16 protein-coding genes are annotated in these 15,240 nt (G+C 70.5%); 5 read left to right on the top strand and 11 right to left on the bottom strand.

Translation table 11 applies throughout. From position 1 onward, the window contains the following. Nucleotides 1-52: 52 nt before the first annotated feature. From G3573_RS12910 to G3573_RS12875, 8 genes are all read right to left on the bottom strand, one after another. Nucleotides 53-463, bottom strand: a complete 411-nt coding sequence (locus tag G3573_RS12910) for a DUF1489 domain-containing protein (protein ID WP_163261537.1) — start codon at nucleotides 461-463, stop codon at nucleotides 53-55. Between the two features lie 41 nt (nucleotides 464-504). Continuing rightward, a complete protein-coding gene (locus tag G3573_RS12905) occupies nucleotides 505-2,505 on the bottom strand; it encodes an acetyl/propionyl/methylcrotonyl-CoA carboxylase subunit alpha (protein ID WP_163261535.1) in 2,001 nt (666 codons plus the stop codon). A gap of 62 nt (nucleotides 2,506-2,567) precedes the next feature. Next, entirely contained in the window at nucleotides 2,568-3,386 is an 819-nt protein-coding gene (locus tag G3573_RS12900) for a tetratricopeptide repeat protein (RefSeq protein ID WP_163261533.1), read from the bottom strand. Nucleotides 3,387-3,411: 25 nt separating this feature from the next. Then, nucleotides 3,412-4,455, bottom strand: a complete 1,044-nt coding sequence (locus tag G3573_RS12895; RefSeq protein WP_163261532.1) for a DUF3667 domain-containing protein — start codon at nucleotides 4,453-4,455, stop codon at nucleotides 3,412-3,414. Nucleotides 4,456-4,545: 90 nt separating this feature from the next. Continuing rightward, the gene (locus G3573_RS12890; protein WP_163261530.1) at nucleotides 4,546-5,388 is read right to left on the bottom strand and encodes an enoyl-CoA hydratase-related protein; all 843 of its coding nucleotides are present in this window, start codon (nucleotides 5,386-5,388) and stop codon (nucleotides 4,546-4,548) included. 444 nt (nucleotides 5,389-5,832) lie between these two features. Next, nucleotides 5,833-7,440, bottom strand: a complete 1,608-nt coding sequence (locus G3573_RS12885) for a carboxyl transferase domain-containing protein (RefSeq protein ID WP_163261528.1) — start codon at nucleotides 7,438-7,440, stop codon at nucleotides 5,833-5,835. Continuing rightward, on the bottom strand, nucleotides 7,337-7,930 hold the full coding sequence (locus G3573_RS12880; protein ID WP_163261526.1) for a hypothetical protein: 594 nt from the start codon (nucleotides 7,928-7,930) through the stop codon (nucleotides 7,337-7,339). The genes G3573_RS12885 and G3573_RS12880 overlap by 104 nt, the downstream gene beginning before the upstream one ends. A 90-nt stretch (nucleotides 7,931-8,020) precedes the next feature. Next, nucleotides 8,021-8,482, bottom strand: coding sequence for a hypothetical protein (locus G3573_RS12875; protein WP_163261524.1), 462 nt, complete (start codon nucleotides 8,480-8,482; stop codon nucleotides 8,021-8,023). Between the two features lie 111 nt (nucleotides 8,483-8,593). Here G3573_RS12875 and G3573_RS12870 point away from each other — a divergent pair, with 111 nt between their 5' ends. The 3 genes from G3573_RS12870 (at nucleotide 8,594) to G3573_RS12860 (ending at nucleotide 12,175) form a co-directional block, all read left to right on the top strand. Continuing rightward, the gene (locus G3573_RS12870) at nucleotides 8,594-10,471 is read left to right on the top strand and encodes a patatin-like phospholipase family protein (protein WP_163261522.1); all 1,878 of its coding nucleotides are present in this window, start codon (nucleotides 8,594-8,596) and stop codon (nucleotides 10,469-10,471) included. A gap of 76 nt (nucleotides 10,472-10,547) precedes the next feature. Further along, nucleotides 10,548-11,423, top strand: a complete 876-nt coding sequence (locus G3573_RS12865; RefSeq protein WP_163261520.1) for an alpha/beta hydrolase-fold protein — start codon at nucleotides 10,548-10,550, stop codon at nucleotides 11,421-11,423. A gap of 71 nt (nucleotides 11,424-11,494) precedes the next feature. Beyond that, a complete protein-coding gene (locus tag G3573_RS12860) occupies nucleotides 11,495-12,175 on the top strand; it encodes a DUF6624 domain-containing protein (protein ID WP_163261518.1) in 681 nt (226 codons plus the stop codon). Here the strand turns inward: G3573_RS12860 and G3573_RS12855 are convergent. Beyond that, entirely contained in the window at nucleotides 12,172-12,951 is a 780-nt protein-coding gene (locus tag G3573_RS12855; protein ID WP_346427382.1) for a methyltransferase domain-containing protein, read from the bottom strand. The two genes, G3573_RS12860 and G3573_RS12855, sit on opposite strands and share 4 nt — an antisense overlap. Next, nucleotides 12,948-13,337, bottom strand: a complete 390-nt coding sequence (locus G3573_RS12850) for a hypothetical protein (protein WP_163261514.1) — start codon at nucleotides 13,335-13,337, stop codon at nucleotides 12,948-12,950. Before G3573_RS12850 ends, G3573_RS12855 begins: the two co-directional genes overlap by 4 nt. Nucleotides 13,338-13,455: 118 nt before the next feature. Between G3573_RS12850 and G3573_RS12845 the strand changes: the two genes are divergently transcribed. Continuing rightward, complete coding sequence (locus G3573_RS12845) at nucleotides 13,456-13,767, top strand: hypothetical protein (RefSeq protein ID WP_163261512.1); 312 nt, start codon at nucleotides 13,456-13,458, stop codon at nucleotides 13,765-13,767. A gap of 3 nt (nucleotides 13,768-13,770) precedes the next feature. Here G3573_RS12845 and G3573_RS12840 read toward each other — a convergent pair whose 3' ends face one another. Next, nucleotides 13,771-14,076, bottom strand: coding sequence for a DUF6665 family protein (locus G3573_RS12840; protein ID WP_163261510.1), 306 nt, complete (start codon nucleotides 14,074-14,076; stop codon nucleotides 13,771-13,773). A gap of 349 nt (nucleotides 14,077-14,425) precedes the next feature. Here G3573_RS12840 and G3573_RS12835 point away from each other — a divergent pair, with 349 nt between their 5' ends. Continuing rightward, the gene (locus G3573_RS12835) at nucleotides 14,426-15,061 is read left to right on the top strand and encodes an SseB family protein (protein WP_163261508.1); all 636 of its coding nucleotides are present in this window, start codon (nucleotides 14,426-14,428) and stop codon (nucleotides 15,059-15,061) included. Nucleotides 15,062-15,240: the final 179 nt, after the last annotated feature.

Raw genomic sequence — 15,240 nt, 5'->3', positions numbered from 1 at the left:
CCCTCCACCACCCTTCGGGTGGTCCCCCTCCCCCAAAGGGGGAGGATTTAGATCACCACGCTCCCAGCGCGCGCAGCTCGCGGGCCAGTTCCAGCGGCATCTCGCCGGCGTCGCCGGTCGAGAGGTCCGGCGGGACGTCCTTGGCCTCGAAATAGCGCCAGCCCTGGAAGGCGCGGCGCGGCTGCGGCGCGGTCGGGATCACGTCGTCGTGCAGCGTGATCTCGCAGCGGTTCTGGCCGCCTTCCTCGAAGGTCTCGACCTTGAGGATCTGCTGGCGGCACAGGATCACGCCCTTGATCACCCAGTAGAGCGAGCCGCCCTCGATCAGCTCGTCGGCGCGCTTGGGCGTCTGGCGGGTGTGCACCATCGGCACGCGCCCCTTGCCCCGCTCGGCGCGGCCCCAGGCGGTCAGCTGCTCGATGCGCTCGACGCCGACGCAGAGTTTGACGAGGTGCAGGGGCATGGACGCGATCCGCTACTGGTGACGGTGGGCAGATAGCGACTTCAGCCCGCCTTCTCCACCCGCGCCAGGGTCGCGCCCTCGACCACCTGGTCGCCGACGGCGACCGGCAGCTCGGCCACCACGCCGTCGAACGGGGCGGTGAGCGCGTGCTCCATCTTCATGGCTTCCAGCACCACCAGCGGACGGCCCTTCTCGACCGTGTCGCCGGCCTTGGCCTGCACGGCGACGATCTTGCCGGGCATGGGGGCCAGAAGCGCGCCGGTCGCCTCGGCCTCGCCGTGGGCGTGGCCGGCCAGCTCGCTCTCGCGCACGTCCAGCGCCAGGCCGTCGTCGAACAGGGCCACGCCGTCGTCGGTGCGCACGAAGTTGAGCGACAGCTCCTCGCCGATGGTCACCTGCTCGTGCATGACCGCGGCCACGTCCATGCGGCCTTCGTGCTCGATCATCCAGCGCCATTCGCCCGGGGCCAGCGGGCGGGCCGAGCCGACCACGGTGTGGCCGTCGACCTCGACCTCGTGGCGCACGCGCTCGGGGCCGTTCAGGCGGAAGCCGTAGAGGCCGTCCGGCGTGGCCTGCCAGGGGCTGTTGCGGTCGCCGTCGGCCGGCACGCCCAGGTCGGCGGCGGCGTCGGCCGCGGCCAGGGCCAGGGCGGCCACGAAGGCTTCCGGCGAGCCGCCGGTCGGCACCAGCTCGTCCAGGCGCGCCGGGATGAAGCCGGTGTCCACGTCGCCGGCGACGAAGTCGTCGTGGTCCAGGCAGCGGGCCAGGAAGGCGGCGTTGGTGCGCACCGGCCAGACCTCCACCTCGCGGCAGCCCGCGCCCAGCAGGGCGGCGGCGGTCTCGCGGTCGTCGGCGTGGACGATCAGCTTGGCGATCATCGGGTCGTAGTGCTGGCTGACCTCGCCGCCCTCCTCCACGCCGGTGTCGACGCGGATGAAGTCCTCGGGCAGGCGGAAGTGGTCCAGCCGGCCGATCGAGGGCAGGAAGCCCTTGGCCGGGTCCTCGGCGTAGAGGCGGGCCTCCATGGCCCAGCCGTTCAGCTCGATCTCGTCCTGCTCCAGCGGCAGCGGTTCGCCCGCGGCGACGCGCAGCTGCCATTCGACCAGGTCCTGGCCGGTGACCATCTCGGTGACCGGGTGCTCGACCTGCAGGCGGGTGTTCATCTCCATGAACCAGACGCGGTCGGGCTTCAGGCCCTCGGAGGCGTCGGCGATGAACTCGACCGTGCCGGCCCCGACGTAGTTCACCGCCTTGGCGGCGCGCACGGCGGCGTCGGTGACGGCGGCGCGGGTGGCCTCGTCCATGCCCGGGGCCGGGGCCTCCTCGATCACCTTCTGGTGGCGGCGCTGCAGCGAGCAGTCGCGCTCATAGAGGTGCACGACATTGCCGTGGCCGTCGCCGAACACCTGCACCTCGATGTGGCGCGGGCGGGTGACGTACTTCTCGATCAGCACGCGGTCGTCGCCGAAGGCGGCCTTGGCCTCGCGTTTGGCCGAGGCCAGGGCGGCGGCGAATTCGCCAGCCTGCTCGACCTTCTTCATGCCCTTGCCGCCGCCGCCGGCGACCGCCTTGATCAGCACCGGATAGCCGACCTCCCCGGCCGCCTTGGCCAGGGTCGCTTCGGACTGGTCCTCGCCCAGATAGCCCGGGGTCACCGGCACGCCGGCTTCCGCCATCAGCTTCTTGGCGGCGTCCTTCAGGCCCATGGCGCGGATGGCGGCCGGCGGCGGGCCGATCCAGACCAGGCCGGCGGCCATGACGGCCTCGGCGAACTCGGCGTTCTCGGACAGGAACCCGTAGCCGGGGTGGATGGCCTGGGCGCCTGTCTGCTTGGCCGCAGCCAAGACCTTGGCGGCGTCGAGATAGCTCTCGCGGGCCGGCGCGGGGCCGATCAGCACCGCTTCGTCGGCCATCTGGACGTGCGGCGCGTCGGCGTCCGCCTCCGAATAGACGGCGATGGTGCGCAGCCCCATCTGGGCGGCGGTGCGGAACACGCGGCAGGCGATCTCGCCGCGATTGGCGACCAGGACGGATTCGAACATGGCGGTCCTTTAGCGCACCCGAGCGGTCGGCGGCCACAGGTCTGCGTGGCTGGGCGCGTGAGTTATGGGCAATCCGCCGAAGGCGCCGCGAGGCAGCGGTCGGCCAGGCGCGCGGCCTCAGCGCGCTGGTCGGCGCTCAGCTTGGAGGCGATTACGTTGCGTGCCTCGAGCGAGACACCGTTGCCGGCCTTTTCCGCCACCAGAGCCCAGGCCTGCGCCTTGACCGCGTCCTCGGCCACGCCGCTCCCCTCGAAGAAGGCCTGGGCGAGTTTGGTGGGCGGCTCCTTCGCGCCGGCCGCGAAGGCCTGCCGCCAGAGGTCCACAGCGCGCGCGGAGTCGCGAGCCACGCCCTCCCCACGGTCGAGCAGGTCGGCCAGTTCGGAGAGGCTTTTGGTGTCGCCTGCCGCCACGGCGCGTTCGAACCAGCCTGCGGCTTCGGCGGGCGCACGGTCGGCGAAGCGGGCCATGTAGCCGAGATTGTAGAGCGACGGCGCCTGGTTCAGCTCGGCGCCCCGGCGCCACACCCGCTTGGCCTCCTCGAGGCTTTGCGGCACGCCGTCGCCTTCGAGGTAGGCCATGCCAAGCGTCCCGATCGCGCGCGGCTCCCCGCCGTCGGCGGCGCGGCGCAGCAGGACGAGCGCCTGCGCAGGGTCGGCCCGCACGACGCCATAGCCGTCCTTGACGATGACGCTGAGCACGAAGGCCGCCTCGGCGCCGTACGGCGACGCGGTCAGGGCCGAGTAGCGCGCGTACGCGGTCTTGAAGTCGCGCTGCTCGAACGCGGCGCGCGCCTGGGCCAGGTCGTCGCCGGCCGACTGCGCGGACGCGTGGCCGCCGGCCAGGGCCAGGCCGAGCGCCAAAGCCGTCAGAACAATCCGCATGGTCCCCTCCCCGGTCTGGGCGCCGTCAGTGGCCGGCCATCTGCTGGACGCCGAGGTAGAACCACAGGATCGCCAGGCCGCTGAAGCCGAACAGGGTCAGCACCGCCAGGCCGGTCATGCGCCCGATGGTGCCGAACAGGCCGGTCGAATAGACCCCGCGCATGTGCGCGAACAGGTGCACGGGCGCCAGCAGCACCAGCCACCACGCGATCGGCCCCAGCGGGATCGACAGCAGCAGGATGGTGGTCAGCAGCAGCAGCTGGAACGACAGCGAGTGCATCGAAAAGACCAGGTGGTCGAACACGAAGAACCGCCGCTGGAACACGAACAGCACGCTCAGGAACAGGGCGGCCATGGGCAGCATCAAGACCGCCACCCGGTGCGCCCAGATCTCCAGGATCAGGAAGAACCGGTCGGGGTCTTTGTTGATGGCTTCGACACGGCTTTCGATCCAGTGCTCGAAGGCCTGGGTCTTTTCGCCGGCGCCCAGGTCGACGTCGGCCGTGCCGGTCGCCTTCAGGCGGCCGTCGGCGCGGTCCAGCTTGGCGAGCGCGGCCGTGCGCTCCGCCGGGGTGAGGGTCTTGTCGGCCTCGACCGCCTTGCGGGTGGCGGCGGACAGCTCGGCCGGGGTGGCCTTGTCCTTCGGGTCGAGGACGATCGGGACGGTCTGCGTGGTCTCGTCATGCGGCTTGGAGCCGCTGGCCAGGTGGCTGGCGAAGAAGGCGACCAGCAGCACCACCAGGAACAGGCGGAAGGGCGGGATCTGCGGCGCGCGGCGGCCGTCCAGGTAGGCGCGGGTCAGCTGGCCCGGCTTCAGCGCCAGTTGCGGCAGGGTTTTCCACAGTCGCCCGTCCAGGTGCAGCAGGCTTTCGATCGCCTCGACGAACAGGGCGATGATCGACTTGTGGAAGTCCTCGGCCAGCTGGCCGCAGGTGTGACAGTAGGCGCCCTGCAGCGGCGTCTCGCAGTTGGCGCACGGCGTGCCCGGCGGGATGTCCGCGTGCTTGCGCCGCCATTTCAGCCAGCCGCCCGCAGCCGCGGCGCCGACAAGCTCAAGTTCCCTGGCCATGTCACGCCCTCGCTGATCACTGATCAGCGCAGGGCATAACGGCTAGGCTGGAGTCGTCAACCGTGAAGGTTCACCGTTCGGCGAACCGGCTTACGCGATCCAGTTGGGCTTGCGCTTGTCGAGGAAGGCGCGGACGCCCTCTCGCCCCTCGGGCGAGACCCGCTTCTTGGCGATGCGGCGGGCGGTGTCGTCCATCAGGGCGTTGTCGATCGGCCGGCCCCAGACGTCCCAGACCAGGCGCTTCGACTCGGCGATGGCCTCCGGCGCGCAGACCATGACTTCGCCGGCCAGCTTTTCCTGCAGGACGTTCATCGCTTCGGAATCGTCGACGATCTCGGTCACCAGGCCGATCTGGCGGGCGTATTCGGCGTCGAACATCCGGCCGGTGGCGAACAGGGCCCGGGCCTGACGCGGGCCGATGGCGTCGACCACGTAGGGGCTGATGGTGGCCGGGATCAGGCCCAGCTTCACTTCCGAGAAGGCGAACTTCGCGTCGCGGGTGGCCACGGCCATGTCGCAGGCGGCGACCAGGCCGGCGCCGCCGCCCATGGCGGCTTTCTCGACCAGGGCCACGGTCAGGGCCGGAATGTCGTAGAGCGCCTTCAGCATGCGGGCCAGCTGCAGGGCGTCGTCGCGGTTGTCGGCTTCCGTCCAGTCGGCGGAGTCGCGCATCCACTCCAGGTCGGCCCCGGCGCAGAACACGCCCTCCGCCCCACGCACGAACACCACGCGCACGTGGTCGGCCCCGTGCAGGGTCTCGAAGGCTTCGCGCAGGCCGGCGATGGTCGCCGCGTCGAAGGCGTTCTTCTTCTGCGGCCGGTTGATCATCACCATGGCCACGCCCGACGGGCTGGCGTCCAGGATGACCGAGCCGGTCTTGGCGTCCGGGGCGGGCTCTTCCACCCAGGGATCGGTGATCGGGAAGTCGGACATCGCGAGCCTCAACAGATCGTGGAGAGCCGAAATAGCTCACCACGACCTGCAAGCCTACCGCCAACAGACGGTCAGGGTTCCCTTATGCCGACTTGGCGAGATTGTACTCTCTGACAAGCCGCAGCGCTTTCTGCCGAGCCATATTGAGCTGGCACTTCAAGTCTGATCGCGGCGAGCCAGCTACCGTGAGTTTGTGCTCGCCCCTGTCGGGCGCGGTCACAACCAGCGCTAGATGTTTAGTGCCGCGCTCCACTCTGTGCTGCCAGCCCACCTCGTCAAAGATGGCTTGCATGAGCGATGTGCACGCTTTCTCGTGCTTTTGCATAGAATTAGTCTCCATATTTAAATGAAGACGCTTAGAAATCGAGGTGTCGACGCTAAGCGCCAGCCGGTCGAAATAAACCGGATGGCCAATTCTGAGGCGGCAAAGCTAAACGGTCAAGGTTACATCCTAAACACGCCGAACGTGGTTTCGGGCACGGGCGCGTTCAGCGAAGCCGAGATGGCCAGACCCAGCACGTCGCGGGTCTGGGCCGGGTCGATCACCCCGTCGTCCCACATCCGCGCGGTGGCGTAGTACGGGCTGCCTTCCTGCTCGTAGCGCTCGCGGATCGGGGCCTTGAAGGCCTCTTCGTCCGCCTTCGACCACTCGCCGCCCTTGGCTTCGATGCCGTCGCGCTTGACGGTGGCCAGCACGCTGGCCGCCTGCTCGCCGCCCATCACCGAGATGCGCGAGTTCGGCCAGGTGAACAGGAAGCGCGGCCCGTAGGCGCGGCCGTTCATGCCGTAGTTGCCGGCCCCGAAGGAGCCGCCGATCAGCACGGTGAACTTCGGCACCTCGGCCGAGGCGACCGCGGTGACCAGCTTGGCGCCGTCCTTGGCGATGCCGCCGGCCTCGTACTTGCCGCCCACCATGAAGCCCGAGATGTTCTGCAGGAACACCAGCGGGATCTTGCGCTTGCAGGCCAGCTCGATGAAGTGCGCGCCCTTCAGCGCGCTCTCCGAGAACAGCACGCCGTTGTTGGCCAGGATGGCGACCGGATAGCCCCAGATGCGGGCGAAGCCGCACACCAGGGTGGTGCCGTACAGCGGCTTGAACTCGTCGAAGGACGAGCCGTCGACGATGCGGGCGATCACCTCGCGCACCTCGTAGGGCGCGCGCACGTCGGTCGGCACGATGCCGTACAGCTCGCTGGGGTCGTGGGCGGGCGGGACCGGATCGCGCACGTCCAGCGGCACGTCTTTGACGGTGTTCAGGTTGCCGACGATCGAGCGGACGATCTCCAGCGCGTGCTCGTCGTTGGCGGCCACGTGGTCGACCACGCCGGAGCGGCGGCCGTGCACTTCGGCGCCGCCCAGGTCCTCGGCCGAGATGACCTCGCCGGTGGCCGCTTTCACCAGCGGCGGGCCGGCCAGGAAGATGGTGCCCTGGTTGCGGACGATGACGGTCTCGTCGGACATGGCCGGGACGTAGGCGCCGCCGGCGGTGCACGAGCCCATCACGCAGGCGATCTGGGCGATGCCCTTCGCCGACATGCGGGCCTGGTTGTAGAAGATCCGGCCGAAGTGCTCGCGGTCGGGGAAGACTTCGGCCTGGTGGGGCAGGTTCGCGCCGCCGCTGTCGACCAGGTAGACGCACGGCAGCCGGTTCTCGGCGGCGATCTCCTGGGCGCGCAGGTGCTTCTTCACCGTCATCGGGAAGTAGGCGCCGCCCTTCACCGTCGGGTCGTTGGCGACCACCATGACTTCGCGCCCCGAGACGCGGCCGACGCCGGTGATCACGCCCGCGGCCGGGGCGTCGTCGTCGTACATGCCCCCGGCGGCCAGCTGGCCGACTTCCAGGAACGGCGCGCCCGGATCCAGCAGCCGCTCGACCCGCTCGCGCGGCAGCAGCTTGCCGCGGCTGACGTGACGCTGACGGGAGGCCTCAGGGCCGCCCAGGGCGGCCTTAGCGACCTTCTCGCGCAGCTCGCGCACCAGCGCTTCGTTGTGAGCGCGGTTGGCCTTGAAGGTTTCGGACTTCGGATCGATCGAGGAGGTCAACTTCGGCATGGGGCCCGCCATAGCGGGGTTCCCCCGCCGACGGAAGGCCCGCCGGGGCGATCTCGGGCGCCCAGCGCGCGCGGGCCTGGTTCAGCTGGGCGACGAGTTCGTGGGCGCTGATCTTTAGCCCGCCCGGCAAGCGGCCGGGACGGCGCGCGTCCGCGTAGTCGAAGCCGACGCTTTGCCGGACGACCTTGAAGGTCCGGACGTCGGACCAGGCGACCCGGGTCCGTTTGCCCAGGCGGGTCCAGGAAAGCCCCTGCGGTCCGTAGGTCAGGCGGGCCGGAAACAGCGCGTCGACGAAGCCGACAACGAGGCAACAGGCGGCGGCGGCGGCCCAGGCGCCCGCCTCGACGGCGTGGACCCAGTCCGTGCGGGGATCCCAGCCCGTCTCGCCGCGAAAACGCCAGACGGCGACCATCATGAGCCAGAACAGCAGGCTGAAGCCCGACAGGCGGGAGGCCTTGAACACCCTGGGTTGGTTGAGATCTGTCGCCACGGTGCGCGCCCCCTGCCCCGAATTGATGCCTTGCGGCGACGCTGGCGTCCAGACGAACCGCGTTCGACGGGAGCCTGAGGGGCCTCGGATTCAACCGGCGCGGGCGGGTTGCTGCTTTCGAGGCACAGGGTACGGCGGCCCGAAGTGCCGCCGCAGCGCCGCGACGACCACTATGCCCAGCTGCAGATAGACCAGCACGCTGATCAGCCACCACTGGGCCCACCAGGCGGCGCCCCAGGCGCCCTTCGGCATGAAGGCGTAGTGGACGAAGTCCACCGCCGTCAGGACGGTCTGCACGACGACCTGCAGGCCCACCCACAGGGCGCGGTCGCGCCAGTAGAGCCAGAGCGCGGCCGCCAGGATCGTGCCGTCCAGCGCGACCGAGGCCCACGTGAAGGTCCGCCCCATCGGAATGACGGCGTAGGCGATCAGCGACAGGGCGCTCACGATCAGCAGCACCAGCGCGAAGTAGCGTACGGCGCGGCCCCCCGGCCCGCTGGAGATGGCGACCACGGCGAACAGCACGAAGATGAAGATCAGCGGCGAGAGCATCCGCCCCCTTCGTCGCCCCAAGCGTGGCTGTTTGGCAAGCCGCAGCCTTGCACCGGGCCGCGCGATCACGATTTCATCGCGACGAATCCGAAACCGCTTTAGTTTCCATCCATGGCCCACGACCGACGCCCCGACACGGTGGAGAGCGCGCTGGCGCGCCTGTTCGAGGCGGCGGCCGACGCCCATTGGTTCTCCCTGCCCGGCGGCGAGCGCCTGTTCTCGGCCGGTGAAGCGGCCGACGCGGTCTATCTGCTGCGGGTCGGGCGGCTGGGCGTGTTCCGCCGCGAAGAGGGCCAGGATCCTCACCTGCTGGGCGTGGTGAAGCCTGGCGAGCCGGTCGGCGAGATGGCGCTGATCGCCGGCACGCCGCACACCTCCACGGTCGTCGCCTTGCGTGACAGCGAGCTGATCGCCCTGCCCCGCGACGCCTTCTTCGCCGCCACCCGTCAGATGCCGGAGCTGATGACCGAGCTGGCCCGGTTGATGATCCTGCGCGCGCGCCAGACCGGCGCCCACGCGGCCGAGCCGACCGTGTTCGGCTTCGTCGGCTGCGCCGAGCACCCGTGCCGCGAGTTCGTCGAGCAGGTCGCCGGCGAGGTCCGCTCGCAGGGCTTCAAGATCCAGGTGATCGACTCCAAGGCCCTGCGTTCGGCCGCGGCCTGGTTCTCGGCGGTCGAGGAGAGCCACGACTACGTGCTCTACGTCGCCGAGCGCGGCGAGGTGGCCTGGTCTCACCTGGTCGCCCGCCAGGTCGACCGGCTGTTCCTGGTCGGCCGCGCCGAGGACCCGGCCCCGCACGAGCGGCTGTGGGCGGCCGCGCCGCTGGACGAGCACCGTCTGGTCGACCTGATCCTGATCCACCGGTCCGACACCGCGCGGCCCAAGGGCACGCGCGCCTGGCTGGACGCCAAGAACCCGGCCCGCTGGTTCCACGTGCGGGCCGACGACCGCGAGGACGCCCAGCGCATCGCGCGGGTGCTGACCGGAACCTCGGTCGGCCTGGTGCTGTCGGGCGGCGGCGCGCGCGCCTACGCCCACATCGGCGCGATCCAGGCGCTGCGCGAAGCCAAGGTGCCCATCGACTTCATCGGCGGCTCGTCCATGGGCGGCATCGTCGGCGCCGGCGTCGCCATGGGCTGGTCCCAGGACGAGCTGGACGACCGCATCCGCAAGGCCTTCGTCGACTCCAGCCCGGTCGACGACCTGACCTTCCCGCGCATCGCCATGACCCGCGGCCGCAAGGTCGACCGCAGGCTTGAGGAGCACTACGGCGAGGCCGAGATCGAGGATCTGTGGCTGCCGTTCTACTGCGTGTCGTCCAACATCACCGCCGGCGGTTACGTCGTGCACCGCACGGGCTCGCTGCGCCACGCGCTGCGCGCCTCGATCTCGCTGCCGGGCGTGCTGCCGCCGGTGCTGGAGAACGGCCAGGTCCTGGTCGACGGGGCGGTGATCAACAACTTCCCCGTGGGGCTGATGCGCGCCGGGCACCTGGGCCCCGTGGTCGGCGTGGACGTCAGCCGGGCGCGCAGCGTCGATCCCAAGACGCTGGAGCCGCCGAAGTCCTGGTGGTGGTGGATCGCGTCGGGCGAATGGCGCAAGGGGCCGCCGATCGTCTCGATCATGATGCGCGCGGCCACGCTTTCGACCCGCGCCGACCTGATGGAGGCGCGCAGCGCCACCGACCTGCTGGTCATCCCCGAGCCGGCCGGCGTCGAAATCCGCGACTGGAAGGCCTACGAGCCGGCGGTGGCCGCCGGCTACACCGCCACGGTTCACGCGCTGGCCAAGCTGGACGGCCCGGTCACCACCCTGCGCCGGCGCAAGCACGCCGCCGCGGCGGCCCTCGTCGCCCCGGTCAGCGCCGACGCGCCGCTGGAGGTCGCCGAGCCCAAGTCGAAGGGCTGGTTCCGCCGCGCCAGCGAGAAGCCGGCCAAGCCCGCCCCGGCCCGCCGCCGCCAGCCCTCCCCCGCCCCGTCTCGGGGCTGAGGCCCGGGACGCTTTCGGCGAACGCGGTTGCCAGACTCGACCGTCCCCCGCAGGATCGAAGTCTGGGGGGCAGCGAATGTTCAGGCGCTCATCGATCACGGCCGCCGTTCTGGGCGCGTTTCTGTTGCTCGGCGGCCAGGCGATCGCGGGTCCGGCCGCCCCTCAGGCGCCCAAGGCTGACGAGGGCCGGCCGATCGTCATCGGCCGGTCGTTCGAGCTGCCGTCGAAGGTCCTGGGCGAGGTGCGGCGGATCAACGTCTATGTCCCGCCTAGCTACGCCACGGGCGACGCGCGCTATCCGGTGCTCTACGTGATCGACGGCGGCGTGGACCAGGACTTCCACCACATCAGCGGCCTGGCCCAGCTGGGCACGATCTCGGGCACCACCCAGGACATGATCGTGGTCGGCATCGAGACCGTCGACCGGCGGCGCGAGCTGACCACCCGCAGCGCCGATCCCGAGTACGTCAAGCGCTGGCCGACCCACGGGTCGTCGGCCCTCTTCCGCCGCTACGTCGCCGACGAGGTGATCCCCTTCGTCGAGGCGCGCTGGCGCACCGACGGCGAAACCGCCGTGATGGGCGAGAGCCTGGCCGGCCTGTTCGTGCTCGAGACCTTCCTGCGCGAGCCGGGCATGTTCGACCGCTACGTCGCGATCAGCCCCAGCCTGTGGTGGGACGCCGGCGCGCTGGCGAACGAGGCCCCGGCCCTGCTGGCCAAGCACGACGGCGCCGAGCGCACGCTCTGGATGACCGTCGCCGACGAGGGCGACGAGATGCAGGCCAAGATCGACGCCGTGGTCGCGGCGCTGAAGGCCGCGCCGCCGCCCGGGCTCAAGTGGACCTACGCGCCGCGGCCTGACGAGACCCACGCCACCATCTACCACGCCGCCGCCCTGGACGCGCTGCGCGCCCTGTACGGCCCGAAGCCGGAAGCTGCCGCCGGGCGCTAGGCGCGGCTTAGGCCCTCGCCACGGCCGCGATGTCGTGCCAATCTGCGCGCTTAGGTTGCGGGGGCGGGTGCATGAAAGCTTATCGTGGTCTGGCCGCGTTGGCGGCTGCGCTGGCGTTCGCCACAGCGGCGGCGGCCGAGCCGGCGGACCTTGGGGCTGAGGCGCAGCGGCGTGCGCAGGTCATGCGCGACAACGAGGCGCTCGTTCGCGAGCTCGCCGCCATGGTCGCCATGGACATGTTCGCGCGCGACAGCTTTCTCGAAGTGCGCAAGCACGCCACCCCCGCCGAGCGGGAGCGGCTGGACGAGATCTGGAAGGCCGAGTTCAAGCCGGTCGACACCCGAAATACGGCTCGCCTCAAGGAGCTTCTGCAGGGGCGTGGCTGGTTCCGCTATTCCGAAATCGGCAAGCGGGCCGCCGGTAACGCGTTCCACCTGGTTCAGCATTCGGGCGACCTGGAGCTCATGAAGCGCGTGCTCGCGGACATGGAGCCGATGCTCGTCGAAAAGGAAGCTGATCCGCAGGAGTACGCCCTGCTCTACGACCGCACCGCGACCAGCGAGAAGCGTCCGCAGCGCTATGGAACGCAGGGCACGGATTGCACGCCGGACGGCAAATATGCCGTGCCTCGCGACCTCGAGGATCCTGCGAACCTGGACGCGCGCCGGGCCCAGGTCGGCCTGCAGCCGATCGCCGAATACCTCGCGGGGCTCGACCGAATGTACGGTGTCTGTACCCCGCCCAAGGGCTAGGCCCGACGCGCGACCAGGAACAGCCGCTTAAACGGGAACAGGGTGACGCCGTCGGCGCGCCGCGGGAACGCCGCGCGCAGCCGCGCCCGGTAGGCGTCGACGAATTCCGTGCGCTCCGCCTCCGACGCGAACGCCTGGAGGTAGGGCCGAAGCCCCGTGCCGGCCATCCACTCCAGCACCGGATCCTCGCCTTCCAGGGCGTGCAGGTAGGTGGTGGTCCAGACGTCGACGCCGGCGCACGTCGGGGCCAGCCAGGCGTAGTAGTCGGCCGGCTCGCCCAGCGGGCGTACGCCGATCACGTCGGCCAGTCGCCCGGCCCACGGTCCGTCGGCGGCGGTCTCGCGTAGCAGGCGGTGCTGGTCGCCGACGTAGGAGACCGGCATCTGGCAGGCCAGCACGCCGCCGGGCGCGAGGGCGCCGGCCAGACGCGGGAACAGCGCCGCGTGGTCGGGCAGCCACTGCAGGGCGGCGTTGGTGAAGATCAGGTCGACCGGCCGCTCGGGCGACCAGATCGCGGCGTCCCCCTCGACCCAGCGCACGGCTTCCGGGCGCGCGGCGCCCTTGGCGAGCATGTCGGCGCTGGTGTCCAGGCCGCAGACCTCCGCGTCGGGCCAGCGCCGCTTGAACAGCGCCGCCTGCTCGCCCGTGCCGCAGCCCAGGTCCCAGACCTCGCGCGGCTGAAGATCGGCCGGGATCTGGGCGATCAGGTCGTTGGCCGGCCGCTCGCGCCAGCCCTTGTAGCGGTCGTATTGGGCCGGGTCCCAGCGCGTGCTCACGGTTCGACCTTTCGGCATCGTTCGGCCTCGCAGGTGAAAACAACGCCGCCGAGCCACCCCTGGCCGTGGACCTCCGCGCGATAGATGCGCCCTGGAACGAGCGGACGCGCGGGCGTGGGTGTGGTCAGGCCACTCGGCGTGAGGCCATAGGTGACCGCGGACAGCTTCGGACAGGCCAGGCCGCCGTAGATCGCCCAGACGACTTCATTCGTGGCGATGTCGCGAACCTTCGCCCAGTCGAGACAGGGGCGATCGCGCTCGAGGATCCAGCTTGGCTTGACCGTGAACACAGGCGCGGCCGTGGGACCGGAAACGTCGACGTCGAGGCCTCTGAGGCAGCCGGTCAGGGCGAGACACGCACCGACGATGACCAGTCCCCTGCGCACGCCGTCGTCCCCACGTAATCCGACAAGCCCGGCTATAGCGCCGCCTCTGAAGCAGGGCTACCTCTCGCGCGCCCGAACACTCAGCTACACCGGCACGTCAGTTTCGTCCGAGTCGCCCATGAATTCCCTGCCCGTGTTCCCGATCCTGTTCGCCGTCGCCTGGCTGGTCGCCATGAGCTACGTCGGCATGCTGCTCGTCGTCGGTTTGCGGCTGGAGAAGCTGCGCGCGAGCGGCCGGCTTCCGGCGGACACGCCGGCTTTCCTGATCAGCTCGCCGCTGCTGCCGCGCCTGCGCTGGGTCTATGGCGACGGCCATCGCACGGTCGACGACGCCCTGGTGAGCCGGCTCACGCCGCTGATCCGGGTGCTGTTCCCGCTGGGCGTTGTGCTGGTCGGGGGCGTGTTCGCCGCCGTCTTTCGGCTGGGCTGAGCCTCAGCGCGCCCCCAGCCGGGCGATCACCGCGCGCGGGATCTGGTAGGCCTCGATCGCCTCGCTGTGATCGCAGAAGCCGCTCAGCTCGCGCAGGATGAAGTACTCGTAGACGGCCTCTGCCGCGTGCCCCATCGGGCCGGCGTCGCCGCTGGCGGCCGCTTTCAGCGCCGCCATGGCCTGCTCGACCTTCCGACCGGCGCGGCCCAGCGCCGCAGCCCGTTCCGCCAGGATCTCGGCGTCGAGGATACTGGCGCCGGTCTCGAACTGCAGCTGGTTGCTTAGGTTCTGGGGCATACGCAGCGACATGGGTCGGGCTCCGCTCTGCTGCACAAGCTGGTACGCCCGCGGCCGGCGCCGTTCAACCTCGCTGGGCTTCAACCCTTGTGACGCGAAACCATTGCGCCGGAGGTCGGGAAGGCCCACCTTCGACTTCCTGTTCAACAGCTGAAAGGAGGTGACCCAGTGTCTCATTGTCTCAAACGCGGTGCTGAGATCGTGACCCTGGCCCTCGTTTCCGAGGTCCGCGCGTAAGCAAGGGTTCGAGACCGCATCGCGGTCGACAATGGAAAGGCCGCTCCGGCGACGGGGCGGCCTTTCGCATTTCAGGGGTCGCCCTATAAGCGCTACTGTAGGCCGCGCTGTGGGAGGACGCCTCGTGTTGAAGAAAGCCGGATTGCTGGCGGCGCTGCTGCTCGGGGTCAGCTCCGGGGCGCTGGCCGACTCGCGTGTGCGGGCCGACCGCCCGGCCCTGCCCTCCTCCGCCCTGGAAACCAGCGCCCGGCGCGACGCGCGCATGGCCATGGCGATCGGCGACTTCCGTCAGCGCGATCCGGCCCAGGCGAAGACCGAGGAAGGCCACCGCTACGCGCAGGCCTTCAACCGCACCCTCTCGCAGGAGCGGCCCTACATCACCGCGGGCAATCCGCTGGAAGAGAGCCTGCTGGCCCTGGCGCGCACGCCGTCGCCGCTGACCAGCCAGGCGTTCGAGGACGCCTTCCTGAGCTCGAAGGTCTATCTGGTCACCACCAAGGAAGGTCAGGCCGAGACGCGCCCGCCGTTCTGGCGCACCGCGGTCGGCGCGAACGCCGATGCCATGGTGGTCTTCACCAGCGAGGACCGCCTGCGCGAGGCGCTGACCAACGAGCCGACGATCTATTGGGTGACCATGAGCGGGCGCGACGCGCTGCGGCTGGGTCGCGGCCTGCCGGTGGCGATCAATCCCGGCCTGCGGCCGCCGGCGGTGATTCAGCCCGCCCAGGCCGAAAGCCTGCTGCAGAAGATCGGCGGCTGATCTTGCTCCGCGGCGGCGCGGCGCTTGGCGTCCTTGCCAGCGGCGCCGTCCACGCGCACGGTGCCGCCCGACGCCCAAGGTTGCCGATGACCCGTTCCCTCCTCCTCGCCCTCGCCCTGCTCGCCGGCGGTTCGGCGGCGAACGCCGCGCCCGCCCCGACCCCGGCGCCGGCCAAGGCC

This window comes from Caulobacter sp. 17J65-9, from assembly GCF_010975005.1.
In the GTDB taxonomy this organism is placed as follows: domain Bacteria; phylum Pseudomonadota; class Alphaproteobacteria; order Caulobacterales; family Caulobacteraceae; genus 17J80-11.
The sequence above is the reverse complement of the archived record's forward strand: the minus strand, read 5'-3'. Positions and strand labels throughout refer to the sequence as shown.

What these genes read in the sequence shown, in the direction of transcription:
- G3573_RS12905 (WP_163261535.1), bottom strand. Translation starts at nt 2,505, where the DNA reads ATGTTCGAATCCGTCCTGGTCGCCAATCGCGGCGAGATCGCCTGCCGC.
- G3573_RS12870 (WP_163261522.1), top strand. Translation starts at nt 8,594, where the DNA reads ATGGCCCACGACCGACGCCCCGACACGGTGGAGAGCGCGCTGGCGCGC.
- G3573_RS12865 (WP_163261520.1), top strand. Translation starts at nt 10,548, where the DNA reads ATGTTCAGGCGCTCATCGATCACGGCCGCCGTTCTGGGCGCGTTTCTG.
- G3573_RS12885 (WP_163261528.1), bottom strand. Translation starts at nt 7,440, where the DNA reads ATGCCGAAGTTGACCTCCTCGATCGATCCGAAGTCCGAAACCTTCAAG.
- G3573_RS12845 (WP_163261512.1), top strand. Translation starts at nt 13,456, where the DNA reads ATGAATTCCCTGCCCGTGTTCCCGATCCTGTTCGCCGTCGCCTGGCTG.
- G3573_RS12895 (WP_163261532.1), bottom strand. Translation starts at nt 4,455, where the DNA reads ATGGCCAGGGAACTTGAGCTTGTCGGCGCCGCGGCTGCGGGCGGCTGG.
- G3573_RS12890 (WP_163261530.1), bottom strand. Translation starts at nt 5,388, where the DNA reads ATGTCCGACTTCCCGATCACCGATCCCTGGGTGGAAGAGCCCGCCCCG.
- G3573_RS12840 (WP_163261510.1), bottom strand. Translation starts at nt 14,076, where the DNA reads ATGTCGCTGCGTATGCCCCAGAACCTAAGCAACCAGCTGCAGTTCGAG.
- G3573_RS12900 (WP_163261533.1), bottom strand. Translation starts at nt 3,386, where the DNA reads ATGCGGATTGTTCTGACGGCTTTGGCGCTCGGCCTGGCCCTGGCCGGC.
- G3573_RS12860 (WP_163261518.1), top strand. Translation starts at nt 11,495, where the DNA reads ATGAAAGCTTATCGTGGTCTGGCCGCGTTGGCGGCTGCGCTGGCGTTC.
- G3573_RS12910 (WP_163261537.1), bottom strand. Translation starts at nt 463, where the DNA reads ATGCCCCTGCACCTCGTCAAACTCTGCGTCGGCGTCGAGCGCATCGAG.
- G3573_RS12875 (WP_163261524.1), bottom strand. Translation starts at nt 8,482, where the DNA reads ATGCTCTCGCCGCTGATCTTCATCTTCGTGCTGTTCGCCGTGGTCGCC.